This window comes from Halomonas sp. SCS19 (assembly GCF_040147015.1).
Lineage (GTDB): Bacteria > Pseudomonadota > Gammaproteobacteria > Pseudomonadales > Halomonadaceae > Halomonas > Halomonas litopenaei.
In genome coordinates, this window is sequence record NZ_JAMSHN010000001.1 from 4,039,353 (window position 1) to 4,064,706 (window position 25,354).

The following is a 25,354-nucleotide window of genomic DNA, read 5'->3' on the forward strand; positions in this document are numbered from 1 at the left end:
TGAGCATGGATTGGGATACAGTCGCTAGATTTGTATTGGGTTTTGCCGCTATCGTTACTGCATGGAAAACGTTTTTTGATGTTTCTTCCGGAAATAAAATCAATCTAAGAGAAGAGTATAATTTCGCAAAAGGGTTTTTAAATGATTCGGGAAAGGAGACTCTGCATCCATATGTACTTAGTAAAGGTTATCAGGCGATTGCAGGCACGATAACTGTAAAATCTAATGAAATAGAGTACATTTTATCTCTGAAAGACCCTGTTCAATGCTTGCACGATTTTATTTTTTCTAAACAGATGTTCGAAAGACTGGAGGTTGAAAGAGACTTTAAGTTGGTTTTTAAGAAAAAGTATAAGACGAAATTTTCTAGGGTATGGCGTAAGTCATTTTATTCAATATGTTATGTTATTATGTCATTTTTAGCTCTTTCACCAATGGTTTTATCCAGCATTCTAGGTTTTTCATCCTCTGAGGTGTTAATTAAAATTATGTTTACACTGCCTTTTTTTGGTTTGTATGCATGGCTTTCGATGAAAGCGTGCGTAAAAATAGTTAGAGCAGAATATCTTTTCAATAATCAAAGTCAGTCTGCGTCAAGGGTTTTGTTGTAATCAACGTTAATAGTTCTAATATGACATATGGCGTATTTGAAACTTGGCCTTTATGTTCGATTATCTCACGCATTATTAAATTTATTATAAATAAATTTCTCCATTGTTGTAGAGGTAGATTGCCCCGGAGGTAAGATGCGAACTGAAACCGTGATTGCAGTTTGTGACGTGCCTGCAAGTGTCGCTTGGTACAAAGTAATTCTCGGGTTGCTCAAACGACCATGATCGCCCAGATTTTGATCGGCTTATGTACAACGGCAAAGTGTTGCTTATGCTACACCAGCTTCAGGCAGGCGAATATGGTCTCAAACCACCTGCTACAAGTGCTATCGGGAATGGATTCCTTCTCTGGGTCTTTGTCGAAGATCTAGAGCAGGTATTTCTGCGAGCCAAGCAGCCAGACGCAGAGATTATCGTGCAGCCGCATGAGGTTTTGCCATCAACGCGTTGACGGTGTTGCACTTAGAAGCTGCATCCGCCCAGCCTTCTGACGCGGAAAAGGACTTCCTTCTAACCGCTATAGACGAGACGGCTAGAATTTTTCTGGTAGCGGAAGTTGCCGGCGACATTGTCGGATTTGTAACAGCGAAAATCACTCGAAATGAGTCGATTCCGTTTCTGATAAGTAGCCCGATATGTCGAGTCGGCTCCATAGTCGTAGATGAAGCCTCAAAAGGATCTGGTATTGGTCGTATGTTGATGTCCCATTGTGATGATTGGGCTAAAGCACAAGGCGCGGAGAAAATTAGGCTGGACGTCATGTCCTTTAATGAAGATGCGGAGAGGTTCTATAAAGATCAATCTAAGACTCTGTGGAAGCCTGTAGAGTAGAAAAACGTGGGAGTTTCTTCATGTTATACAAGTCTATAGTGCGTCTGTGTTTCATGAGTCCACGTTTGAAGGTCCAGTGTATGTCTGTAGTGCACGTTTGGATTGAGCACCTTTAGCTGACTGAATCTTATCATTATTTCGAGTTAAATTTGTGGAAGTTTGAGAGATCTTTATTCTTTTGTATAAGTGTTATAGCACATATGTGTAGTGCTTTGGTATGGGCTGTAGTCAGAGAATATACAAAGGATAGAAAGGTGGTGGTGCTTGTGGGGCGATATAGTTAAAGGGATAGGATGTTTTCGCTGATGTTCCCAATGGAGGGATTGGCCAACATGGACGTCGAGATTAGAAGAGCTGAGCCATCCGATGCTCGTGGTGTTAAAGATATATACGACTGCAGAAGCGCTTATGAGACTACGCTCCAGCTTCCTCACCCATCTATTGCCTTGTGGGAAAAGCGCTTAGCCAGCACACCAGACAATGTGTATATGTACGTTGCTTTACTGGATGGAGAAATCGTCGGAACCCTTGGCCTGGAGGTTTGTCAAAACCCGCGTCGACGACACGTCGGCTCCTTGGGTATGGGAGTAAAGGATAAAGCTCAAGGTTCAGGCGTGGGCACAGCCTTGCTTTCTACAGCAATCGACCTGGCCGACAATTGGCTTGCTCTTCGGCGGTTGGAGCTCACTGTCTATGTCGATAATAAACGCGCCATTGAATTATACAAACGATTCGGTTTTGGCATCGAGGGAGAGGCTAAGGATTTTGCCTTTCGAGGTGGTGAGTACGTGGGAGCATTTTATATGGCGCGGCTTGGTGATGGACAACATCGGGCTACGGAGCAATAAGAAGTCGGCGGCCTCAATGAGCAAGTGCGTGCGGCATCGAACGGGACCTGCAGGGCCGCGCCATTTTTCCTACGCTGAATAGGCATTGGCGTGGTCGATCGCCATATGGCTCAGGACGGATGGTGCTTAGCGGGACGGCGCCGTCTCGGTGGTATCCGGTATCGAATCGGTGAGCGGGTGGCTGAGGATGCATCAGGCTAAGCGAGGCCGGCGATCAAATAGTGCGGTACACCCAATTGTGCACTCGGTGCAATCGATACGTTCAGGTTCAGGCTCAGGCTCGGAGAGGCGGCGTATGACCAGGCAGACGGGGGTTCAGGGGCTATGTCTCTCGATTTGGCTGCTCGCTGGTTCGTCGGTGGCCCTGGGCGCCGGCCTGCCATCGGGGGAGGGCAGGGAGGCTGTCGAAGTGCAGTGCTCGGTGTGCCATCCGGTCAGTCGCATCGGCCAGAGCCTTGGCTACAGCCGTGAGGGGTGGCTCGAGTTGATGGGCACCATGGTGGATCTCTCGAGTGATCCTGCCCGCCGCGGGGCTATCGCCGACTATCTGGCGGAGCACTTTCCTCCCAATGAGCGACGGGCACCGACGTTGCTTGAGGGAGATACCGATATCAGCTTCCATGAATGGGTGGTGCCGACGCTAGGGCAGCGCTCAAGGGATCCGGCCGAGGCGCCAGACGGCGGGATCTGGTGGGCGGGCCAATGGGGAAATCTGGTGGGGCGCATTGATCCCATGTCCGGTGAGATGCGCGAATACCCGCTGCCGCCCGGCAGCATGCCTCACTCTGTGACGCTGGATCGTGACGGTGGTGTGTGGTTTACCGGCAACAAGAACGGGACGCTGGGGCGTCTCGACCCGGCCAGTGGGGATATCGAGGTGGTCGACATGCCTGACCGCTCGGTGCGTGATCCCCACACGGCCGTGTTCGATGATGACGGCCTTCTCTGGTTTACGGCGCAGCACGCCAATCGCATCGGACGCCTGGATCCGCAAACCGGTGAGGTCGAACTCGTTGCCATGCCCACCACAGGGGCGCGGCCCTACGGCATCAAGATCGATGCCGAGGGCACACCCTGGGTAGCCTGCAATGGCAGCAACTGCCTGGTACGGGTCGATCCCGACACCATGGCGCTTACCGAAATCGAACTTCCCCACCAGGCAACCACTGTGCGCAGGCTCGATATCGCCGATGACGGCATGATCTGGTACGTCAATTCGGGAAGGGGCCGGCTTGGGCGCTATGACCCCCGCAGCGGTGAGGTGCAGGAGTGGCCGTCGCCAAGCGGCGAGAAGTCTCATCCCTACGCGATCGCGGTACTCGATGGCGTGGTCTGGTACAACGAATCCGGGATGCGCCCCGATGCTCTGGTGCGCTTTGATCCCGCCACCGAGACCTTCCAGAGCTGGGCGATCCCGTCCGGCGGTATTTACGCCGGTATCGTGCGGCATATGCGACCGACCCGGAATGGCGACCTGCTGATTCATCAGAGCGCCACCAATCGCATCATTCGTGTCGAGATCAATCGCTAGGGACCAGGTTGTTCCGGTGTCCGTAGCCCCCTTCAGGCACCCCGTCGAGAAAGCCTCTCGGCGGGGTGCCTTCATTTGTTGCCTTGATGGTTGATTGGACATCGTCACATTGACGAAGACAGTCTATGCTTCAAAGGCCAAGTTTACTTAGGAAGAGTGTTCTACGGGGGTAGTCATTCTGATTGAATCCATCAGGAATACTTGGTAAGTACTTGATAAATTAGCCGAGATGTTTGGTGTCCTGCGGTCGTGGCCCTGGTGCCTTTTTAAGCACATTTTATTCAGGGCTGCGCCGCCAGAAGCGCTTTCCTTTTCGTGTCAGATGAAAGAGGTCAGCGCGGGGACGCTGTCGGGGCGCCTTGCCCGTTATCCAAAGCTCCGGTGTCCGAGCATGTTTCCCTCCTTCCTCGCATAGCATCAGATTCCGGTCGCCTGCCTCCTGTTTCGGTGGGCTGACGTCCCGGAAGTCGACTACCCCCGCTCGGTCATCGTTTCGATGACCCGGGTAGCGTTATTTCTCGCCGAGCTTCTTGTTGACGACCTGTACTGCGCTGCCCTGCGAAGTTGCAAACGTCATTCAACGTCAAGGAGCCAACACATGAATACGTCAAAAGACCCCGATCCCTGCCCATGCCGCTCTCAGGTGGGGCTGGGCAAGGATCGGGCGGAAGAGCTCGTGGTGGCCAAGGTGCCCCAGGGCTTTGAGGCCAACATCAATGTGCGCCTCGTGCCTGGAGGAGACTTCGCGCTCCCCAAGCGTCCTCTGCGCTGCCGTCCTCGCAAGGGAGCGCCCCGTCGGGATGCCGAGCCTCTTGCGTTACCAGAAGAGGTGATGAAGAAACTCCAGGAGGCCGACAAGTTGATGATGGAGTGGTTGGCCAAGGACGAGGCGAACGCGAGCCTATACATGGCGCATCCTGTCGAGGCCTTGCTCAAGGCCGGTGTCAAATTGTCAAGGCAGGAGCTGAAGGCCGTCGAGCGGGCCCATGGGGAGGTCGAACAGACAGCAGTGGTAGGTCCCGGAGTGAAGGTGGCGGGTTTCAAGGCTGCGGCCTTCCCGCGTGGTCGTATCGGCGAGATCAAGCCGGGTGCGAAGCCGCAGGACGATGATGGCTTTGCTGTTCACAAGGAGGGCTAGTCATGGCACTGGATCGAACAGCCGGTTTTGACATGCTCGTTCAGATTTCCGAGAACGAACTCAACAATCAACTTGCCACGGCCTTCCTCGCCGGAGGGATCTTTCCACCCAGTATCAGCGTGCCAGTCAATGCAGGCGGTGTCAGCGGGAGCGCCGATCTGAATTTCGATACCCCCGTCGCCGACCTGGACCGCCCTCGGCCGAGAATGGGGCTGACCGTTCCCTTTTCCAATTCTCAGCTCCAGATCACCGCGCCCCTGGCGTTGACGGTGGCCCCGATCGGTGGCGCCATCACGGTGGTGGACAGTATCGCCATGGTGACCGAGGGCAGCAATCAGTTCGCCACCATGGACTTCAATGCCGGTGCGCCCACGGTCAATGTGGCCTTCGATCCTGCGTCGGTGTCACTGCTTGAGCCGCTTCTGGATGTTGCGGGGCTGAGCCTCACGCAGGCGCAGAACATGATGGCGGGAGTCGTGCTCGACCAGCTTCAGTCCAGCATCGGTCGAATCGATCTGACGCCAGCGATCCCGGTCGTCGACGATACGGATGCGACAACCGTCTTCGACATCGATGTCACCACCGTGAACGATACCACGGCACTGGATCGTGATTGCCTTGCGTTCGGTGTGCGCATGTCCAGCGACGGCGGGGGTAATATCAATAACGTCACCTCCAGCTTGATCCCTGCCGGGAGCCAGTCGCTGGTGACGATGAGCAACTTCTGGTTGCTGGCCAGGGTAATGCGCCCACGTATCGCAAGCTCCATGGGCAGACCTGTCACCGATTTCGACACCCCCTTGAGGCTAAACCGCAGTATCCCCGCACCGGGTGGTCAGGGGACGCTTCGAAGTCTTGAGGCTCGCGTTGTCGCCAATCGCATTTCCGTCACGGGACGTGCCACCGACTCGGGTAGTGGTTGGTCGGCGGAGTCGAATTTCTCGTTCTTCATCGATATCGGTCTGGATGCTGGGGCGATCACGGTGACTGCCACCACGCCGGTGGTGGATACCGATGTGGACCTGGCCTGGTGGGTGTGGCTTGCCTCACTCGGTCTGGGAGGTCTGTTCGGCGGTATCGTCGGAGTCATCATTGCCGCCGTGGTGCTGGCGATTGTCGAGGCGGTGGCAGAAGGCATCGCCGATGGTCTGATTTCGGATGGAATCAGCGGGGCCATTGGTGGCCTGCCGGCGATCCCGCTCGGGCCGATCGGTGGTGGTCTGACGCTGTCCAGTATCGTCCTCGATGATCTGGAATTGCGCTCGAGCATCGTGCGGTCGGTCTCGGTGCCGGTAAAACACCAGGGCGGAAACATCGGTCTCGAAGGGTTCTCGGTGGATCTGGACAGTGGCGCCCTCAGTGCGGGGGTGTCGCCCGGAACCGATCTCGCCTGGAATCCCGCAAGTGGCTTGAATGCCGTCGGTGGCAGTGGGCTGACGGTCACGGGGACCTCCTTCGGCGCGCTGACGCCGGTGCAGATATCGCGCCTGCCGCTGGCAACAAGCCAGATGTCTCTGGGCCTGATACCCCTCACGTGGCCACGATGGTTCCTGTTCATGCCTCACCATGAGGTGGTCTTCGGGATGCGCACGTCCGAAGGGCGCCTGGCCAAGTTACGTGCCTGGCGCCAGATCGATCAGCAGGGTGCACTGCATCTGGACTGGATCACCTTCGACACCCCGACGCCATCGCTGGATATTGCTGCACGATGGAGCGTGACAGAGCGCGGAGAGGTGACTGACTACATTGCGAAGGACTGTTCTCGTTGTCGTTCCAGCCCGGTGCGATGGTGCGGCGTGTTTGAAGCCTGGCCCAGGCTCACCGCCTTCCCGGTGGACTACGAGTGGTGCCTGTGTGGGCAGACCCTGGAACAGGGCGATGGCAAGGTGAAGAGCGCGGCAGGCATCATTACCTATCGACTGGAGGGACGACGCCTCAAGGTCGCGACCGAAATGGGCCAGTCGTTCAAGTGCGAGCTGTGTGTCAGCGCCATCGATGCCCGTGGCCTGGAGCTGTACACCTGTATTCAGCTCAATCAGCCCGGTATCGAGCGACGCTGCCGTCCGTGCAAACCGACTCGCAAGGATGTGTCGGTCAATCTGTTGCCGGTGGCCGCCGAGCTTGCTTACTGGCGACCCTTGCTGCCGCGGGAGCCGCTGGTCGAGGTAGAGCCCATCGGCTAGGCTCGAGCCCACAAGAGACGTAAGAAAGTAGAAGGAAAAGAGATGACAGAAGGGGCCGGTACCCGTGCAGGGTTCCGGCCCTTTTTTTATGGACCCGGGTCAGCATGGCAGCAAATGGGGCCTTGTATCCTGGCATTTTGCCGTCATGGGGTGTGTCATGAGGTATGGCGTTCGTTGTCTATTCCTGATGCTGGCCCTGTCATCAGGGGTCGCCGCGGCCACTGATGACCCCTGGACCAGCGAGATCAACGAAGGGGCGGTGGGTTCGGGCTTTGACGATCCTTTTACGGAAGATATCAACGAAGCGGCGGTAGCAAGCGGGTTCGATGATCCCTTCACTGACGACGTGAATGAAGGTGTGATCGGCTCGGACATCGATGATCCGTTTACCGACGATATCAATGAAGGCGCAGTCGGATCAGGACGCGACGATCCTTTTACCCCGAGTATCAATGAAGGCGCGGTAGGCTCGGGGTTTGATGATCCGTTTACCAATGCAATTAACGAGGGGCGGGTAGACTCGGGCGTCGGCTCCCCCTGATCGCTCGTTGGTCGTACGTAGATGCGCTGAAGGGAACAGATGACGGTCTGTGAAGCCTGTTGGCGCTACGCAAGAGGGACGCAGCTGTCGACCCTGTTGTCGTCCCAGTCGAGCTCCTCTGCAAGGCCGATCAAGCGTTCGACGGCGGGCAGACGATGGTCGGGATGCCACACCAGCATCAGGCAAAGCTCGGTCGTGAGGTCCTCAAGCCTGAAGCTCACGATATCTTCCGGTGCATCAGTCATGGCCAGGGAGGGGAGTAGCGTACACCCCATCTGGGCTGACACAAGACATCGCATCGTGGTGTTGTCACTGCACTCCTGCACAATCTTGGGCTCAAAGCCTGCGGCGTCAAAGGCACGCTGAAGCTGGTCATAGCTACTGGGCGTCGAGCCCCGCTTGAACCAGATAAAGTCCTCGTCACTGATATCGGAAAGCCGGGTCGGTGGGTGGGAGGCCAATGGAGAGTGCCTGCTGACTGCCAGCACCATATGATCCCGATACAGGCATAGACTTCTCAGCAGCGGCTGACTTTGTGGATGAAAGAACATGATTCCTGCATCCATTTCGGCCGCTAGCAGCGCTTGCTCCTGATGGCCTGACAGCATGGATTCGATCGATACATCGGTGTCTGGAAAGGTGTTCTTGAACGCGAGCAATAGATTGGTGATGTTGGATATCCATGGATGCAGGGGGGTAAGGCCAAGCTTGAGGCTGTCACGGTGACCATGCTGGATATCGCGTGCGATTTTTTTTGCCTCGGAATACTCTGCCGTCATTCGCTTCATGGCATCATAAAAAGCTTCACCCGAGGAGGTCAGTACGATACCTCGATTTGAACGAAGTAATAATGTGGCACCTACTTCCTCTTCCAGCAGTTTGAGCTGGCGTGTCAGGGCTGGCTGAGCCACCGGTATTGCTCGCGCAGCAGCCGAAATGGATTTTCTCTCGGCCACTTCGATAAAATAGGTTATCCGTTTGAAATCCATGGGCTTTCCTGGGTACGTTCGGCCGGTATCGAAAAATAGCATGGCAGCCATACAAAAACAATATTTTCCGAGGATGCCATTTTTTCCTTATAAGGTGGCGACGTTCAAGTTTTTCAAGGCTGGATATGTCCAATAATAAATTTGTTTCTTTTATTTCAAAAAATATCGATCACTTTAAAGCATTTCGTCGCTGTCTTCATATGTACCCAGAACTTGGGTTTGAAGAGCATGAGACTTCCCATCGGGTTGTCCAGGAACTGGATCGCCTGGGAGTCGAATACACGACCGGTATTGCAAAAACCGGCATCGTCGCGACCATCAGGGGAAATCGCAGGGACTCTGGACGGCGCGTAGGCCTCAGGGCCGACATGGATGCCTTGCCCATGCAGGAAATGTCGGGCGTGCCCCACGCTTCCCGCCATACTGGAAAGATGCACGCTTGTGGCCACGACGGTCATACTACCATCCTGCTCGGCGTCGCCGCCTGGCTTTCGGAGAATCGGGATTTCTCCGGGACCATTCACCTCATCTTCCAGCCCGCGGAAGAGGGATTGGGCGGCGCTACGGGCATGATCGATGACGGGCTGTTCGACAGCTTTCCTGTGGACGAAATTTTCGCTTTGCACAACTGGCCCGCTTTGCCCTCCGGCATGGTTGGAGTCCGGTCCGGACCGATCATGGCGGCGACGGATAAAATCAGAATAGTGGTACGTGGCAAAGGCGGCCATGGGGCGTCAATCCCCACCGCGCCGTCGACCCCGTCCTGATGTCTGGCGCTCTGTTGCAAGCCTTGCACACTGTCGTGTCGCGTGATGTTGATCCTCTCGAATCCGGTGTCATCAGTCTGTGTGGCATCGAGGGCGGGTCCCTCGATGGGTTTGCCATCATTCCCGATGAGGTCAAGATCAGCGGCACGGTGAGAAGTCTCGAAGAGCATGTTCGTAGTTCCATAGAGAGCTCCATGCTGCGTATCTGTCGCGGGATTGGTCAGACGTTCGGTGGTGAAGTATCACTGGACTATGAACGCCTCTTCCCGGTGACCCGCAATGCGAAGGATTCCGCCGAACTGGTCGCGTCTTCGGTGGTGGCCCTGTGGGGCCATGACAGACTGGCTGAAGAGGTAGCGCCCAGCATGGGGGCCGAAGACTTCTCCTTTATGCTTGATCGATGCCCAGGAGCTTACTTCTTTCTCGGATCCGGCAAGGACGAGGGCTCTTTTCCGCTGCATAGTGCCTACTACGACTTCAATGACGAAATCATTCCGCTCGGGATTGAGTTGATGGTAAAGATTGCGCTCGATTCTCTTGATGACAAGGCGTGAGAGGTTTTATATGAATAACAATACAAGCACGGTTATAGAAAATAAAAAGTGGTATGAAAAAATACCGGACCCGATGGTGCTAATATTTTTTATATTGCTGGTCTCCTATGCCATTACCTGGTTTGTGCCCTCTGGTACATTCGACAGAGTTGAGGTGAATGGCAGGGAAGCTGTCGTGCCGGGATCTTTCGAGTTGGTGAATAGTCCTGCCTTGTCGCCCATGGACATCTTCTTTGCCATTCCTCAAGGCATGGTGTCCGCGGCCAGTGTTATCTTCATCGTCTTTATCGCCGGTGGGCTTTTCCGACTGCTTTCGGTGACCGGAGCCCTGGATAACGCCGTGGGGTGTCTGGTGGCGAAGATCGGAAGTGAGCGACAGACCCTGACGGTCTGGGCCATGACATTTATCTTCGGCATGCTGGGAGTGGCTGTTGGCTACGAAGGCAATATTGCGTTGATTCCCCTGGCGGTCTTCGTTGGCCTCGCCTTGAAGGGAGACCTGATCGTGGGGCTCAGCATTGCGATAGGAGGCATTGGTTTCGGTTTTGCGACGTCACCGGTCAATCCCTATACCGTCGGGGTGTCACAGGCGATTGCCGAACTTCCGCTGTTTTCGGGAATCGCCCTCAGGTCAGCCATGGGGATAGTGATTCTGTGTGTGGTGGCGCACCACACGTCACGGTATCTCAAGAAGATCCAGAGGAATCCGGAGAAGAGCCTGGTCAAAGGTATTTCCACGGCAGGCATGTCGCTGGACAAGCCCCTTGGCGAGTACCGGATGGCCAGACAGGATCTGGTGGTGGTGGCGGTCTTCCTGACGGGATTGGCGTCGATCCTTTACGGTGTCTTTTCGCTTGGATGGTACATCAACGAAATCTCCGGGGTATTTCTGGCGATCGCCGTCGTCTGCGGTGTCTTGACGCGCATGAGCGCCAGCGACATCGTCGGCCATCTGCTCAAGGGAGCTGCCTCGGTGACCTCTGGCGCTCTGATTATCGGGGTGGCCCGGGCCATCCAGATTCTGCTGGAGCAGGGGCAGGTCACGGATACCATCATTCATTATCTGGCGGTTCCTCTGTCCGACCTTCCCGTTGCGCTGTCGACCATCATCATGACGCTGGTCCACGGGCTGATAAATGTCTTCATTCCGTCGGGTAGTGGTCAGGCGGTGGCGACGATGCCCATCATGATTCCCTTGTCCGACCTCATCGGCATGACCCGTCAGACATCGATACTTGCCTTCCAGATTGGCGATGGCTTTACCAACATGGTGTCTCCCACCTCGGGGGGAACGCTCGCCATGCTGGCCTTGGCGGGTGTGCCCTATGACCGCTGGGTGCGTTATGCCCTCCCTCTGATCATCAAGTGCTTTCTGGTAAGTTGGGTGTTCCTGATGATCGCGGTCTTCATTTCCTGGGGTGCCCATTTGTAGGCTGCCATCAAAGACCGCCGAGGAGGCGTCGATCCTGCCTGCGTCTCCTCACCTTGTGGGCACTGGCTGTTCAAGCCGGTGCCCATCTCGGTTGGATGCACCGGTCGCGATATGGCCTTGGTCAGCGCATGAGTGGCAGATGGACGTAGGTGGTCGGATGTCGGGCGTTGGAGGTTCGACCACCGCAGTGGCCATGAGCCTGGCTTTGAGGGACAGCGTCTGGCAAGCTTCAGCGGCTTTTCCGTCTCGACAAATCGAGACTTCTCCCATCGCTAACAAGGCCCGCCCGATGAATCCTCTCGCCACCACACCGACACCGCCGTACTACGCGGTGATCTTCACCTCCACGAGAACGCCGGGGGATGACGGCTACGGCGAGATGGCCGAGCGCATGGTCGAACTGGCGGCACAGCAGCCGGGGTTTCTGGGGGTGGAGTCGGCGCGCTCGCCGGGTGAATATGCCGCCGGCATCACGGTGTCCTACTGGTCTGACCTGGCATCGATCCGCGCCTGGAAGGCCAACCTGGATCATCGCGAGGCCCAGGCCAGGGGCCGCGAGCGCTGGTATGCAAGCTATCGCGTCAGGGTGGCACTGGTGGAGCGGGAGTATGGGCTCGACGAGACAGCGGGGATGAGCTGAGCAGCGACGTCGCTGTCATGACGCACCGCTAACATGACATGGCCAATAACAAGGCCCCGCCGGGGAGCTGCTGCACTGCAGCCCGGCGGGGCCTTGTCGTTCTTGCGTGTTCGTCCCACCTGCACGCCGCCTTCACCTGACGGGGCTGGCTTTATCGCGTCGCCCTTGCTCAGTGGCGAGCGGTGAGTCTGACAGGGGTGTCCCGCTGCTCGTGGCTCGCCTCACCACCAGAGAGCGCATCGACGACGGGAATCAGCTGTTTGATGACAGCTTCCACGCAATCGTCATCGTAGCGGCGGCCGCGTCGCTTCTTGAAGCCCTGCTCGTACAGGCGCAGATGGTGGGTGGCGCTGACGCCGGCCTTGTCCAGGCAGTGGGCGGTGCAGTGCATCTGGCAGCCGTCGAGTGCCACGATCGGTCGCCCGGATTGGGCCTTGCGCACCAGCCCCGGCACGCCGCCACCAACGCCGGAGATACACGACATCTCGGCGACGCCGCGATGGTCGAGCGCAACAGCAACGCTGTTGGCGAGCTGGGCAACGTCTGAGCAGCCAGAGCAGGCGTAGACCAGGGGAAGGGGTGAGGGGGTGGCCATGGTGGGCTCTCCTTGTCGGAACATTTTTAGGTGTGCTGTCGGTGTTCAGGTCGCCGCGCTAGCGGGCGAACTGGCTTAGCGGCAGGTAGGGATAGCGCTGGCCGGGCACCACCTGCTGACCAGGGGGCACCTGGAGGTAGCCGTCGGCTTGCGCCGCACTCTTGAGCATATTGGAGCCCTGGTCGCCGGCGATCCTGGCCACCGGGGCGATGTCGCTGTGATCCAGGCGGACGCGCAGCCACTGGGTGCGGGTGCGGTTGGCGCGGTAGGTGAAGCCTGCATGCACTGCAAAGCTCGCCAGCGGGGCGATGGTTCGACCCTGTCGGCGATGCAGTACCGCCAGGCCCAGCAGGTGCCAGGCGACCAGGGCAGCGGTGGGGTTGCCGGGAAGTCCCAGCAGCGGGGTGCCGGTAGACGGGGACTTGCCGATGTAGCCCAGGGTGAAGGGCTTGCCGGGCTTCATCGCCACGCCGCAGAGGCTGATGCCGCCAAGGCGCTCGAGACAGGGCCTGACGTGGTCTTCCTCACCCACCGAGACGCCGCCGGTACAGACGATCAGATCGGCCTGGCGGGCGGCGAAGGTCAGCGCTTCTTCCAGCGCCGTGGCGCTGTCGCTGATGTTGCCAAGGTCGACAAGCTCGGCGTTGTGATCCTGCAGCAGGGCGTGCAGCATGCCGGCGTTCGAGTTGTAGATCTGGCCCGGGGCCAGCGGTTTGCCGGGCGTGACCAGCTCCGAGCCGGTACTGACGACGGCGACGCGCACCCGACGCCGGCAGGGCACCTCGGTGATGCCTTGGGCCGCCAGCAGTGCCAGGCGGATGGCATCGAGGGGCTCACCTGGCTCGAGCAGCGCCGCTCCCTGGGTGAGCTCTTCGCCACGCCGCCGGATATGGTCTCCCAGGTGTAAATCCGTGGGAAAGTGGATCTGGCCGGCGTCATCGATCCGTACCCGTTCCTGGGGCACCACCACGTCGGCACCGCGGGGAATCGGTGCGCCGGTGAAGATGCGCGCACAGCCGTCGAAGGGCAGGGTGATCGGGGCGGCGCCGGCGGGCACCCGGGCCACCACCGGCAGGGCAAGCCGGTGCTTGAGGTCGGCCAGACGCAGGGCGTAGCCGTCCATGGCGCTGTTATCGATGCCGGGAACGTCGTGCAGCGCCTTGAGCGGCGTGGCCAGGATGCGGCCACGGGCGTGGGTCGTTCTCAGCGTCTCGGTGTCCTCCAGCGGGCGGGTCAAGGCGATGACCTGCTCGCGGGCCTGCCAGGGATCGACCAGGGTGTGGCTTCTGGTCGGTGTGTCACAGCCGCAGATCTCGCTCATGGGGTGACCTCCAGGGCTTCGTGTCGAGCCGTCTTCCCGGTGTCGGAAGCGACGTGGTGATCTGCGCTGCGGCTGGTGCAGCGCTGGCTGTCCTTCACCACCATGGCGACGAAGTTGCAGGGCCGAGTGCGGGCGTCGAGCTGGGCTGTAAGAATGTCGTCCCAGGCCATGGCGCAGGCCTTTGGCGAGCCGGGCATGGAGAACACCAGGGTGCGATCGATCACCCCGGCCACGGCGCGGGACTGGATGGTGGAGGTGCCGATGGCCTCGAAGGAACGCAGACGAAACAGCTCGCCGTAGCCTTCGACGACCTTGTCGAACAGTACCGTCAGTGCCTCCGGGGTGTTGTCACGGGCGGTGAAGCCGGTGCCGCCGTTGACCAGCACTACCTGGATGTCGGAACGGATCACCCAGGCGCTGACCTGGGCGCGAATGCGATAGATGTCGTCGGGGACCAGGGCGCGCTCGGTCAGGCGGTGTCCGGCGCCGGCTAACCGGTCCGCCAGCAGGTTGCCGCTGCCGTCCTCGTCCAGGCCTCGGGTATCGGACACGGTGAGGATGGCGATATCCAGCGGGGTGAACACGGCGCACGTGGACGTATGAGACATGCAAGGACTCCGGTTGAGAGAACGTGAAGGGAGCCCGCCGGACCCTGAGGTCTGGCGGGGGTGTCAGGTGGGAGGGAAGGGGGAGTCGGCACGCGCATTCGCTAGTGGCGCCTGGTCGGCGCTCTGTCTGTGCTCTTTCAACGCCCTTGGTGGCGACCTTGCAGCGCCCTCGTCAGCGCATCAGGGGACCGTCGACGTCATCGTCGGCCAGGGTGAAACCCTCGACGCCGATCTCGCTTTCCAGCGCCAGCAGGTAGTGGCGCAGAGCGACTCGGGTGGCCTGTTCGGTCAGCTCGTGGGCGACCCTGTCCTTGACCTCGGCGTAGGGCAGTGGCTGGCGCTCCAGACGAGCGTCGATGACGACCACGTGCCAACCGTAGCGTGACGGCAGCGGACGCTCGTGCAGGCCTTCGGGCAGGGGTTCCAGCGCGCGGTCGAGCTCGCTGACGGTCTGGCCGCGGCTGACCCAGCCAAGGCTCCCGCCTTCGTCCTTCGATGGGCACTGCGAAAACCGCTGAGCCATCTCGTCGAAGCGTTCGGGATGCTGCTTGAGGGTGTCGATCAGCCCTTCGGCCTTCTTGAACTGCTCGTCGCGGGCGTCCAGGTCGTCGGGGGCCGCCGCCAGCAGAATATGCCGGACCTTGAGACGGGTGGGCTCGCAGAAGCGTTCGGGGTGAGCCGCGTGAAAGCGTACGCAGGCCTCTTCATCGGGCGGGGGGACTTGCAGTTCCTGATCCAGCATCACGGCGATCGCACGCTCGTCGGGCTCGTGCAGCGAGCCCGTCTCGATGCCCAGGATCTCGGCGCGCTGGCGCAAGAGTTCCTGGATGACCAGGGCGCGGGCCGCCGCCTTGGCGGCGGCCTCGCGATCCGTTGACGGATGGAACTGCATCTCCCCGGCGATGGCTTCCTCGCCGATCACGCTGTCACCAACACGAATGCTGGGAACCGTTGTGTGCGGCAGGGTTTCCACGGGGATGGTTTGCATGACATGCCTCCTCAGGCACGGCGCCGGACGATCTGGTAGCGACGCCCCAGGTAACCCAGGGGAGCGCTCCAGGCGTGAACCAGGCGAGTGAACGGGAACACCAGCACGATGGTCAGACCGACCAGAATGTGCAGGTGGTAGATAAAGCCAATGCCTTCGAGGTGGGTGGCGGCGCCGCCCTGGAAGAAGACGATGGCCTGGGCCCATTCGGCGAGCTTGATCATCACGCCGCCGTCCAGGTGATGCAGTGCGGCGGGAATGGTCAGCAGGCCCAGGGTGACCTGAACCACCAGCAGCACGATGATCAGGTTGTCCATGAAGCTGGAGGACGCCTTGACCCGTGGGTCGGTGAAGCGGCGATGCAGCAGCATGGCGCCACCGATCAGACAGGCGATACCGGCAACGCCACCGACCAGGATGGCGAACACCTGCTTGGTGCCGGCGCTGATGAAGGGGGCGTAGACCCAATGCGGTGTCAGCAGGCCGACCAGGTGACCGAAGAAGATCACCAGGATGCCGACGTGGAACAGCGGACTGGCCAGGCGCATGCGCCTGGACGACAGCATCTGGCTCGAGCCGGTCTTCCAGGTGTACTGGCCATGGTCGAAGCGCAACAGGCTACCGATCAGAAAGACGCTGCCCGCCAGGTAGGGATAGAGGCCGAACAGCAGGGTGTGCAGGTAGTTCATGACAGACCTCCAGTGGGTCGAGAGGGCATGGCATCGGGGAGGCGAACGGTGTCGGGCTGGATACTGCCCCGACGTTCGGCGAGGCGCTTGCCCTCGGCGGAGGTCAGCGCGCAGTCCTGGTCGGATTCGGCCGAGAAACGCACGGCCTCCTCCTCCCACACGGCGTCGAGGGCGGCAGGGGTGTTGTCAGCCGGTTCTTCCTTGACCGCTTCGCGGTGGAGGTCCACCTGATCCTCGGCGCCGATCAGCGACAGCAGGGCCAGGGTCACCAGCGCCTGGTCGCACTGCTTGGCCTCCAGGCGGGCGGTGATGAGCGCCAGGATATGGCTGACGTCACCGATCCAGCGGGCCACCTCGTCACCCTCGCGGGTGGAGAGGAACTCGAGCAGCAGCGGCAGGTGGTCGGGCAGCTCGCGGCTGTCGAGGGCAAAGCCGGCATCCTCGTACTCGCCGAGCAGGTCGACCATCGCCTGGCCGCGGTCGCGGGATTCGCCGTGGACGTGCTCGAACAGCAGTAGCGAGGTGGCGCGGCCACGATCGAACTGGGCGACGTAGGCCGCCTGGACGTCCAGCAGGCGGGCATCCGCCAGGCGATCACACCAGTCGAGCAGTGCCTGCCGGGGGGCTCCCCCCGGCAGTGGCATGGCGGCGATCGCCGCCTTGACCTCGGCAAGCCCCTCGATCAGTTCCCGGTCGGGATAGTCGAGTAGCCGGGCCAGGGCGCGCAGACCCTGGGCGAGTGGATTAGTCATGCTCGACCTCCGGATGGCTGGGGTCGTACTGCTCGACGTTGACCAGGGTGGTGGTCTGCTTGCGCCCGCCGAACAGGCTGGTCTCGTCGCTGCCGCCCTGGCAGCCGTTGCCGAAGGTGAAGCCGCAGCCGCCACGCTCCGGGAAGGCCTCGCGGGCCTGCTCGCGGTGGCTGGTCGGGATGACGAAGCGGTCCTCGTAGTTGGCGATGGCCAGGTAGCGGTACATCTCCTCGACCTGGGCCTCGCTCAGCTCGACCTCGTCGAGGACGTCGTGGCGCAACTCTCCGTCCACGTGCTTGCCGCGCATGTACTCGCGCATCGCCATCATGCGCTTGAGCGCGCGAACCACCGGCGCCTCGTCACCGGCGGTGAGCATGTTGGCCAGGTACTTCACCGGGATACGCAGTGATTCGACCTTGGGCAGCACGCCGTCGGTTTCCACGTGACCACCGTCTACCGCCGACTGGATCGGCGACAGCGGCGGCACGTACCAGACCATCGGCAGGGTGCGGTACTCCGGGTGCAGCGGCAGCGCCAGCTGCCAGTCCATGGCCATCTTGTAGACCGGGGACTCCTGGGCCGCCTTGATCACGTTGTCATCGATGCCGTCACGCTTGGCCTGGGCGATGACCTCGGGATCATGGGGGTCGAGGAAGATCTCGCACTGGCGCTTGTACAGGTCGCGCTCGTCCTGGGAGGCGGCGACCTCCTCGATGCGATCGGCGTCGTAGAGCAGCACGCCCAGGTAGCGGATACGACCGACGCAGGTCTCGGAGCACACCGTCGGCTGGCCCGACTCGATACGCGGGTAGCAGAAGATGCACTTCTCGGACTTGCCGGACTTCCAGTTGTAGTAGATTTTCTTGTACGGACAGCCGGACACGCACATCCGCCAGCCGCGGCACTTGTCCTGGTCGATCAGGACGATGCCGTCCTCTTCACGCTTGTAGATCGCACCGCTCGGGCAGCTGGCCACACAGGCCGGGTTGAGGCAGTGCTCGCACAGGCGCGGCAGGTACATCATGAAGGTGTTTTCGAACTGGCCGTAGATGTCCGCCTGGATCTTGTCGAAGTTGGCGTCCTTGCGGCGCTTGGCGAACTCGGTACCGAGAATCTCTTCCCAGTTCGGGCCCCACTCGATCTTCTCCATGCGCTGACCGGAGATCAGCGAACGGGGGCGTGCCACCGGCTGGTGGCGGCCCTTCTTGGCCTGGTGCAGGTGCTGGTAGTCGAAGGTGAACGGCTCGTAGTAGTCGTCGATCTCCGGCAGGTCAGGGTTGGCGAAGATGTTCGCCAGCACCCGCCACTTGCCGCCGATGCGCGGCTCGATGGTGCCGTCCTCGCGCCTCAGCCAGCCGCCTTTCCAGCGCGCCTGGTTCTCCCACTCCTTGGGATAGCCGATGCCCGGCTTGGTCTCGACGTTGTTGAACCAGGCGTACTCGACGCCTTCACGGCTGGTCCAGACGTTCTTGCAGGTCACCGAACAGGTGTGACAGCCGATGCACTTGTCGAGGTTGAGCACCATGCCCACTTGGGAACGGATCTTCATTTCACTGCCTCCTGGGCGCTGTCCTGTCCTTCGCCGTCCAACCAGTTGACGTGCTTCATCTTGCGCACCATGACGAACTCATCGCGGTTGGAGCCGACGGTGCCGTAGTAGTTGAAGCCGTAGGAGAGCTGTCCGTAGCCGCCGATCATGTGGGTCGGCTTGGGGCAGACGCGGGTGACCGAGTTATGGATACCGCCACGGGTGCCGGTGACCTCGGAGCCGGGCACGTTCACGATGCGCTCCTGGGCGTGGTACATCATCGCCATGCCGGTCTTGACCCGCTGACTGACCACCGCGCGGGCGGCGATGGCGCCGTTGGCGTTGTACAGCTCGATCCAGTCGTTGTCCTCGACACCGATGGCGACCGCGTCCTCCTCGGACAGCCAGACGATGGGGCCGCCACGCGACAGGGTCAGCATCAACAGGTTGTCGGAGTAGGTGGAGTGGATGCCCCACTTCTGGTGCGGGGTGATCCAGTTCAGCGCGATCTCCGGGTTACCGTTGGGCCGCGGCATCGCCATGGCCTTGGTGGCCTTGGTGTCGATGGGCGGACGGTAGACCAGCAGGCTCTCGCCGAAGTCACGCATCCAGGCGTGATCCTGGTAGAACTGCTGACGGCCGCTGACGGTACGCCAGGGAATCAGCTCGTGGACGTTGGTGTAGCCGGCGTTGTAGGACACGTGCTCGTCCTCCAGGCCAGACCAGGTCGGGCTGGAGATGATCTTGCGCGGCTGGGCCACCACGTCGCGGAAGCGGATCTTCTCCTCTTCCTTGGGAACCGCCAGGTGGGTGTGGTCGCGTCCGGTGATTTTCGACAGCGCGTCCCAGGCCTTCACCGCCACCTGACCGTTGGTCTCCGGTGCCAGCGCCAGGATCATCTCGGCGGCGTCGATGGCGCTTTCGAGCTTCGGCTGGCCCTTGGCCGGACCCTCGAGCTTGACGTGGTTGAGACCACGCAACAGCTCGACTTCCTTGTCGGTGTTCCAGCCGATGCCCTTGCCACCGTTGCCGATGCTCTCGAGCAGCGGGCCCACCGAGGTGAAGCGCTCGTAGGTCTCGGGGTAGTTGCGCTTGACCTCGATCAGGCTCGGCATGGTCTTGCCGGGGATCGGCTCGCACTCGCCGCGCTTCCAGTCGAGCACTTCGGGCTGGGCCAGCTCGCCGGGGCTGTCATGCTGCAGCGGTAAGGTGACCAGGTCGGTTTCCTCGCCCAGGTGGCCGGGGCAGACCTGGGAGAATCTCTTGGCGATGCCCTTGTAGATGTCCCAGTCGCTGCGCGCTTCCCAGGCCGGATCGGTGGCGGCGGTCAGCGGGTGGATGAAGGGGTGCATGTCCGAGGTGTTGAGGTCGTCCTTCTCGTACCAGGTCGCGGTGGGCAGCACCACGTCGGAGTACAGGCAGGTGGTCGACATGCGGAAGTCCAGGGTGGTGAACAGGTCCACCTTGCCCTCGGGGGCCTCGTCGTGCCAGGTGACTTCCCGCGGCATGGCGCCGCCGGATTCGCCCAGGTCCTTGCCCTGCAGCCCATGGCGGGTGCCCAGCAGGTACTTGAGCATGTACTCGTGACCCTTGCCCGAGGAGCCCAGCAGGTTGGAGCGCCACACGAACATGTTGCGCGGGAAGTTCTGGGGGTTGTCCGGGTCCTCGGCGGCGAAGCCAAGACGGCCCTGCTTGAGCTGGCTGACCACGTAGTCGGCGGTGGACATGCCGGCCTCGGCAGCGGGGCCTGCCAGGCGCAGCGGGTTGACCCCGAGCTGCGGCGCCGACGGCAGCCAGCCCATGCGCTCGGCGCGCACATTGAAGTCGATCAGGCTGCCGTCGTACTTGTCGGCCTTGGCCAGCGGCGACAGCAGTTCCTTGACCTCGAGCTTCTCGTAGCGCCACTGGCTCGAGTGGTTGTAGAAGAAAGAGGTGCCGTTCATGTGGCGCGGCGGACGCTGCCAGTCCAGGCCGAAGGCCAGCGGGGTCCAGCCGGTCTGGGGACGCAGCTTTTCCTGGCCCACATAGTGGGACCAGCCGCCGCCAGACTGACCGATACAGCCGCACAGCACCAGCATGTTGATCAGGCCACGGTAGTTCATGTCCATGTGGTACCAGTGGTTCATCCCGGCACCGACGATGATCATGGACCGACCCTGGGTCTTGTCGGCGTTGTGGGCGAACTCGCGGGCGATGCGAATACACTGGTTGGCGGGCACGCCGGTGATCTTTTCCTGCCACGCCGGGGTATAGGGGCGCAGCTGGTCCAGTGCGGTGGCGCCGTCGTCCTCGCCTTCGCCGCCGAGGCCACGGTCGATACCGTAGTTGGCGCACATCAGGTCGAACACGGTGACCGCCAGCACTTCCTTGCCATCGGCCAGGGTCAGCTTCTTGGCCGGCAGGCAGTGGTGCAGCACCTCGTTGCCTTCGACGTGGTCGAAGTGCTCGTGGGCGATGCCACCGAAATAGGGGAAGGCCACCTTGGCGACGCTGTCGTGGGCGTCGGCCAGCGACAGTCGCAGGTCGATCTCCTGGCCGTCGGCGTCCAGTGACTCAAGGCTCCACTTGCCCTTTTCGTCGTCGCCGTTCTCGCCCCAGCGGAAGCCGATGGAACCGCGCGGCACCACCAGCTGGTCACGGGTCTCGTCCCAGGCGACGGTCTTCCACTCGGGGTTGTTGTCCTGGCCGAGCGAGGCGTCGAAGTCGGCCGCACGGAGCTGCTTGCCCGGGGCGTAGGTGCCGTCCTCGCGGGGCTCCAGCGCCACCAGGAAGGGCATGTCGGTGTAGCGCTTGACGTAGTCGGTGAAGTAGACGCTGGGCGAGGCGAGGTGGAATTCCTTCAGGATGACGTGGCCCATGGCCATGGCCAGGGCGGCGTCGGTGCCCTGCTTGGCGGACAGCCATTCGTCGGTGAGCTTCGAGACCTCGGCGTAGTCCGGGGTGATCGACACCGTCTTGGTGCCCTTGTAGCGCACCTCGGTGAAGAAGTGGGCGTCCGGGGTACGCGTCTGCGGCACGTTGGAGCCCCAGGCGATGATGTAGCCGGAGTTGTACCAGTCGGCGGATTCCGGCACGTCGGTCTGCTCGCCCCAGGTCTGGGGGGAGGCCGGCGGCAGGTCGCAGTACCAGTCATAGAACGACAGGCAGACACCGCCGATCAGCGACAGGTAGCGGGCGCCGGCGGCGTAGGAGACCATCGACATGGCCGGGATCGGCGAGAAGCCGATGATGCGGTCGGGGCCGTAGGTCTTGGCGGTGTAGACGTTGGCCGCCGCGATCAGGGTCTGCGCCTCGTCCCAGTCGGCGCGGACGAAGCCGCCCATGCCGCGGGCACGCTTGTACTGATTGGCCAGGACCGGGTCCTCGACGATGGAGGCCCAGGCATCCACCGGGTCGGCGTGCTTGTCCAGCGCGCGTCGCCACAGGCTGACCAGCTCCTGGCGAATCAGCGGGTACTTGAGGCGGTTGGCACTGTACAGGTACCAGGAGTAGCTGGCGCCACGTGGGCAACCGCGGGGCTCGTGGTTGGGCAGATCGGCGCGGGTACGCGGATAGTCGGTCTGCTGGGTTTCCCAGGTGACCAGGCCATTCTTGACGTAGATCTTCCAGCTGCACGAGCCGGTGCAGTTCACCCCGTGGGTGGAGCGCACGATCTTGTCGTGCTGCCAGCGGGCGCGATAGCCGTCTTCCCAGTCACGTGTCTCTTCGCGGGTTTCGCCGTGTCCGTCGGCGAATTCCGGAGGACGTTTGGTCAGGTATCTCAGGCGATCGAGAAAATGACTCATGGAGGTCTCCTCAAAGGCCCCCCGAAGGGGGCCTGGCTAGGCGGTCCTTGCGGACTCGAATGTCACGGTCTTGACGGGAACGTCAGTGCTGGGTCTGGGCCGCACCGGCGCTTGGCTTGCGGGTGGGACCCGCATCCAGGTTCAGTTCGATCTCCGCGCCCTTGCGGCTGTAGTAGAACCAGGTCAGGGCGGTGCAGAACACGTAGAACACGATGAAGCCGATCAGTGCCGCTTCGGCACCGCCGGTCAGCGAGATCGAGGTACCGAAGGACTTCGGAATCAGGAAGGCGCCGTAGGCGGCGATGGCCGAGGTGAAGCCGATGGTGGCAGCGGATTCGCGCTCGGCGTGGACCAGCTGCTCGGCGGCGGTCAGGTTCGGCATCAGCCGCGGCACTTCCTTGCGGAAGATCGACGGGATCATCTGGAAGGTGCTGGCATTGCCGACGCCGGTGGCGAAGAACAGCAGCATGAAGGAGGCGAAGAAGCCGTAGAAGGCGATCGACATGTCCTTGTTCATCAGGAAGAACAGCACGCCGATCACGCCGCCGATCATGGTCAGGAAGGTCCAGAAGGTGACCCGGGCACCACCGAAGCGGTCGGCCAGTCCACCGGTCCAGGCACGACTCAGGGCGCCGACGAACGGGCCGAGGAAGGCGTACTGGAGGGCATCGATGGCCGGGAACTGGGTCTTGGTCAACAGCGGGAAGCCGGCGGAGAAGCCGATGAAGCTGCCAAAGGTGCCGGTGTAGAGGATGCACATCAGCCAGTTGTGCTTGCGCTTGAAGATGACCGACTGCTCCTTGAAGGAGGACTTGGCGCTGGCGATGTCATTCATGCCGAACCAGGCGGCGACGGTGGCGATGACGATGAACGGCACCCACACGAAGCCGGCGTTCTGCAGCCACAGAAGATCAGTGTCGGACATCGGCTGGCCACTGCCGGTGAACATCACGAAGCTGCCGGTGGAGATGACCACGGGCACCAGGAACTGCATCACCGACACGCCGAGGTTGCCGAGGCCGGCGTTCATGGCCAGGGCCTTGCCCTTCTCACGCTTGGGATAGAAGAAGGCGATGTTGGCCATGGAGGACGCAAAGTTGCCGCCACCGAAGCCACACAGCAGGGCGATGATCGCCATCACCAGGTAGGGCGTTTCGGGATTCTGGACGGCGAAGCCGATCCACAGGGCAGGCAGCAGCAGCGAGGCGGTGGAAATCGCGGTGAAGCGACGGCCGCCGAAGATCGGTACGGTAAAGCTGTAGAAGATCCGCAGGGTGGCACCGGAAAGACCCGGCAGGGCCGCCAGCCAGAACAGCTGGTTCGGGCTGTACTCGAAGCCTACCTGGGGAAGCTTGGCCACGACCATGGACCACACCATCCAGATGCAGAAGGCCAGCAGCAGACAGGGGATGGAGATCCACAGGTTACGCGTGGCGATCTTGCGACCGGTGGACTGCCAGAAGGACTCGTCCTCGGGGCGCCAGTCCTCGAGCACGAAACGGCTCGGGGTGGACAGCTCGGGCAGGTCGGTGGACTCGCAGCGATCGCGGGCCTCGATACGCTCGGCCTTGCGGATGGCGAAGTGCATCCACATGAGCGCGGCGGCAACCACGACGAACATCAGCATGAAGCAGCTCTGCCAGATGCCGATGACATCATTGAGCATGCCGAAGGTCAGCGGCAGGAAGAAGCCGCCGAGGCCACCGACCATGCCGACGGCGCCACCGACCAGGCCGACGCTCTTGGGATAGTAGACCGGGATGTGCTTGTACACGGCGGCCTTGCCCAGCGACATGAAGAAGCCCAGCACCATGGTCAACAGGATGAAGCCGACCAGCGGCATGGCGAAGGTGAACTCGACCGGACCACGGACGCCATCGACGACGTACTGGGTGGGCGGATAGCTCAGCAGGAAGGTGCAGATGACCGAGGCCAGGAAGGTCCAGTACATCACGCGACGGGCGCCGTAGCGGTCGGACATCCAACCGCCGAGAATACGGAACAGCGAGGCCGGGATGGTGTACAGCGCCGCCACGATACCCGCCGCTGACAGGCTCAGGCCGTAGACCTCGATCAGGTAGTGGGGCAGCCAAAGGGCGAGGGCGACGAAGCCACCGAAGACGAAGAAGTAGTAGAGCGAGAAGCGCCACACGCGCAGGTCGGCCAGGGGCGCGAACTGCTCGGACAGCGGCAGGCGCACGGCATTGCGCGACTGATTCTGGGGGTCTTCCTTGGCCAGCAGGATAAAGGCCACGCCCATGATCGCCATGATGGTGGCGTAGACCAGGGCGGTGCTTTTCCAGCCCATTGCCATCAGCAGGAAGGGCGCGCCGAAGTTGGTGACGGCGGCACCGACGTTACCGGCCCCGAAGATGCCCAGCGCCGTACCCTGGCGTTCCTTCTCGAACCAGGCCGAGGTGTAGGCCACGCCGACGATGAAGGAGCCACCGGCAAGGCCGATACCCAGTGCGCCGACCAGCAGCATCACGTAGCTGTTGGCGAAGGTCAGCAGGTAGACACAGGTAGCGGTGACCAGCATGAGCAGACCGAAGACCCAGCGGCCCCCGAAGCGGTCAGTCAGTACACCGAGAAAGAGTCGGCTGATCGAACCCGTCAGCACGGGAGTGGCCATCAGCAGGCCAAGTTGGGTGTCGGAGAGCGCGAAGTCCTCCTTGATCTGGATACCGAGAATCGAGAACAGGGTCCAGACGGCGAAGCAGAGAGTGAAGGCGAGTGTGGATAGGCCTAGCGCTCTGTTCTGCTGACGCCGGGGTACGGTGTCATGTTGGAGCATGTGCTTTCCTCTTTAGGGGTGCCGGTTCGGCCCCTAAACCTTGCTACAATGTATCTGTATGGCACTTGATTGTGGTCAAGAGAATTGCGTGCTATATCCAGCGCATTTGCTTAATTACCTCCATGGAGGTATCCGGGTGTTTTTGAGGTGTTCGTCACGTATTATCTGCCCTCTCAGATGGATGCGACATTCCGGAAATTTCTAGATGATGAAACCCTTGATCTGGGTC

21 protein-coding genes are annotated in these 25,354 nt (G+C 60.8%); 11 read left to right on the plus strand and 10 right to left on the minus strand.

Features of this window, described 5'->3' with window-relative positions; translation table 11 throughout:
* The first annotated feature begins 5 nt into the window (after positions 1-5).
* From NFH97_RS17475 to NFH97_RS17500, 7 genes are all read left to right on the plus strand, one after another.
* Entirely contained in the window at positions 6-611 is a 606-nt protein-coding gene (locus NFH97_RS17475; RefSeq protein ID WP_222516555.1) for a hypothetical protein, read from the plus strand.
* Positions 612-1,064: 453 nt separating this feature from the next.
* Positions 1,065-1,442, plus strand: coding sequence for a GNAT family N-acetyltransferase (locus tag NFH97_RS21240; RefSeq protein ID WP_502878702.1), 378 nt, complete (start codon positions 1,065-1,067; stop codon positions 1,440-1,442).
* A 332-nt stretch (positions 1,443-1,774) separates the two neighbouring features.
* Positions 1,775-2,290 (plus strand): GNAT family N-acetyltransferase, encoded by a 516-nt coding sequence (locus tag NFH97_RS17480; protein ID WP_349625240.1) that lies wholly within the window; start codon positions 1,775-1,777, stop codon positions 2,288-2,290.
* A 295-nt stretch (positions 2,291-2,585) separates the two neighbouring features.
* A complete protein-coding gene (locus NFH97_RS17485; protein ID WP_349625241.1) occupies positions 2,586-3,821 on the plus strand; it encodes a Vgb family protein in 1,236 nt (411 codons plus the stop codon).
* Between the two features lie 598 nt (positions 3,822-4,419).
* Positions 4,420-4,959: a macro domain-containing protein gene (locus NFH97_RS17490; RefSeq protein WP_045994426.1), complete on the plus strand. Its 540-nt coding sequence runs from the start codon at positions 4,420-4,422 to the stop codon at positions 4,957-4,959.
* Positions 4,960-4,961: 2 nt separating this feature from the next.
* Positions 4,962-7,142 carry a hypothetical protein gene (locus tag NFH97_RS17495; protein WP_349625242.1) on the plus strand — a complete coding sequence of 727 codons (2,181 nt, stop codon included), beginning with the start codon at positions 4,962-4,964 and terminating at the stop codon, positions 7,140-7,142.
* Positions 7,143-7,206: 64 nt separating this feature from the next.
* Complete coding sequence (locus NFH97_RS17500) at positions 7,207-7,683, plus strand: hypothetical protein (protein ID WP_349625243.1); 477 nt, start codon at positions 7,207-7,209, stop codon at positions 7,681-7,683.
* Between the two features lie 65 nt (positions 7,684-7,748).
* Here NFH97_RS17500 and NFH97_RS17505 read toward each other — a convergent pair whose 3' ends face one another.
* Entirely contained in the window at positions 7,749-8,672 is a 924-nt protein-coding gene (locus NFH97_RS17505; protein WP_349625244.1) for a LysR family transcriptional regulator, read from the minus strand.
* Positions 8,673-8,797: 125 nt separating this feature from the next.
* Here NFH97_RS17505 and NFH97_RS17510 point away from each other — a divergent pair, with 125 nt between their 5' ends.
* From NFH97_RS17510 to NFH97_RS17525, 4 genes are all read left to right on the plus strand, one after another.
* Complete coding sequence (locus NFH97_RS17510) at positions 8,798-9,439, plus strand: M20 metallopeptidase family protein (RefSeq protein WP_349625245.1); 642 nt, start codon at positions 8,798-8,800, stop codon at positions 9,437-9,439.
* Complete coding sequence (locus NFH97_RS17515) at positions 9,439-9,993, plus strand: M20/M25/M40 family metallo-hydrolase (protein ID WP_349625246.1); 555 nt, start codon at positions 9,439-9,441, stop codon at positions 9,991-9,993. The genes NFH97_RS17510 and NFH97_RS17515 overlap by 1 nt, the downstream gene beginning before the upstream one ends.
* Before the next feature lie 10 nt (positions 9,994-10,003).
* Positions 10,004-11,425, plus strand: a complete 1,422-nt coding sequence (locus tag NFH97_RS17520; RefSeq protein WP_213227133.1) for a YfcC family protein — start codon at positions 10,004-10,006, stop codon at positions 11,423-11,425.
* A gap of 289 nt (positions 11,426-11,714) precedes the next feature.
* Entirely contained in the window at positions 11,715-12,065 is a 351-nt protein-coding gene (locus NFH97_RS17525; protein WP_124804880.1) for an antibiotic biosynthesis monooxygenase family protein, read from the plus strand.
* Between the two features lie 169 nt (positions 12,066-12,234).
* Here the strand turns inward: NFH97_RS17525 and NFH97_RS17530 are convergent, their stop codons facing one another.
* The 9 genes from NFH97_RS17530 to NFH97_RS17570 all read right to left on the minus strand — a co-directional run bounded on the left by NFH97_RS17530 (position 12,235) and on the right by NFH97_RS17570 (position 25,125).
* On the minus strand, positions 12,235-12,660 hold the full coding sequence (locus tag NFH97_RS17530; protein ID WP_349625247.1) for a putative zinc-binding protein: 426 nt from the start codon (positions 12,658-12,660) through the stop codon (positions 12,235-12,237).
* A 58-nt stretch (positions 12,661-12,718) separates the two neighbouring features.
* Positions 12,719-13,981 (minus strand): molybdopterin molybdotransferase MoeA, encoded by a 1,263-nt coding sequence (locus tag NFH97_RS17535; protein ID WP_349625248.1) that lies wholly within the window; start codon positions 13,979-13,981, stop codon positions 12,719-12,721.
* On the minus strand, positions 13,978-14,589 hold the full coding sequence (moaB, locus tag NFH97_RS17540; RefSeq protein WP_349625249.1) for a molybdenum cofactor biosynthesis protein B: 612 nt from the start codon (positions 14,587-14,589) through the stop codon (positions 13,978-13,980). Before moaB ends, NFH97_RS17535 begins: the two co-directional genes overlap by 4 nt.
* Positions 14,590-14,761: 172 nt before the next feature.
* The gene (locus NFH97_RS17545) at positions 14,762-15,577 is read right to left on the minus strand and encodes a peptidylprolyl isomerase (protein ID WP_108448824.1); all 816 of its coding nucleotides are present in this window, start codon (positions 15,575-15,577) and stop codon (positions 14,762-14,764) included.
* 11 nt (positions 15,578-15,588) lie between these two features.
* Positions 15,589-16,266, minus strand: a complete 678-nt coding sequence (gene narI, locus NFH97_RS17550) for a respiratory nitrate reductase subunit gamma (protein WP_108448823.1) — start codon at positions 16,264-16,266, stop codon at positions 15,589-15,591.
* Complete coding sequence (gene narJ / locus NFH97_RS17555; protein WP_349625250.1) at positions 16,263-17,018, minus strand: nitrate reductase molybdenum cofactor assembly chaperone; 756 nt, start codon at positions 17,016-17,018, stop codon at positions 16,263-16,265. Before narJ ends, narI begins: the two co-directional genes overlap by 4 nt.
* Positions 17,011-18,567: a nitrate reductase subunit beta gene (gene narH / locus NFH97_RS17560; RefSeq protein ID WP_349625251.1), complete on the minus strand. Its 1,557-nt coding sequence runs from the start codon at positions 18,565-18,567 to the stop codon at positions 17,011-17,013. The genes narJ and narH overlap by 8 nt, the downstream gene beginning before the upstream one ends.
* Positions 18,564-22,331, minus strand: a complete 3,768-nt coding sequence (locus tag NFH97_RS17565; RefSeq protein WP_349625252.1) for a nitrate reductase subunit alpha — start codon at positions 22,329-22,331, stop codon at positions 18,564-18,566. Before NFH97_RS17565 ends, narH begins: the two co-directional genes overlap by 4 nt.
* An 82-nt stretch (positions 22,332-22,413) precedes the next feature.
* Positions 22,414-25,125, minus strand: a complete 2,712-nt coding sequence (locus NFH97_RS17570; protein WP_222516543.1) for a nitrate/nitrite transporter — start codon at positions 25,123-25,125, stop codon at positions 22,414-22,416.
* Positions 25,126-25,354: the final 229 nt, after the last annotated feature.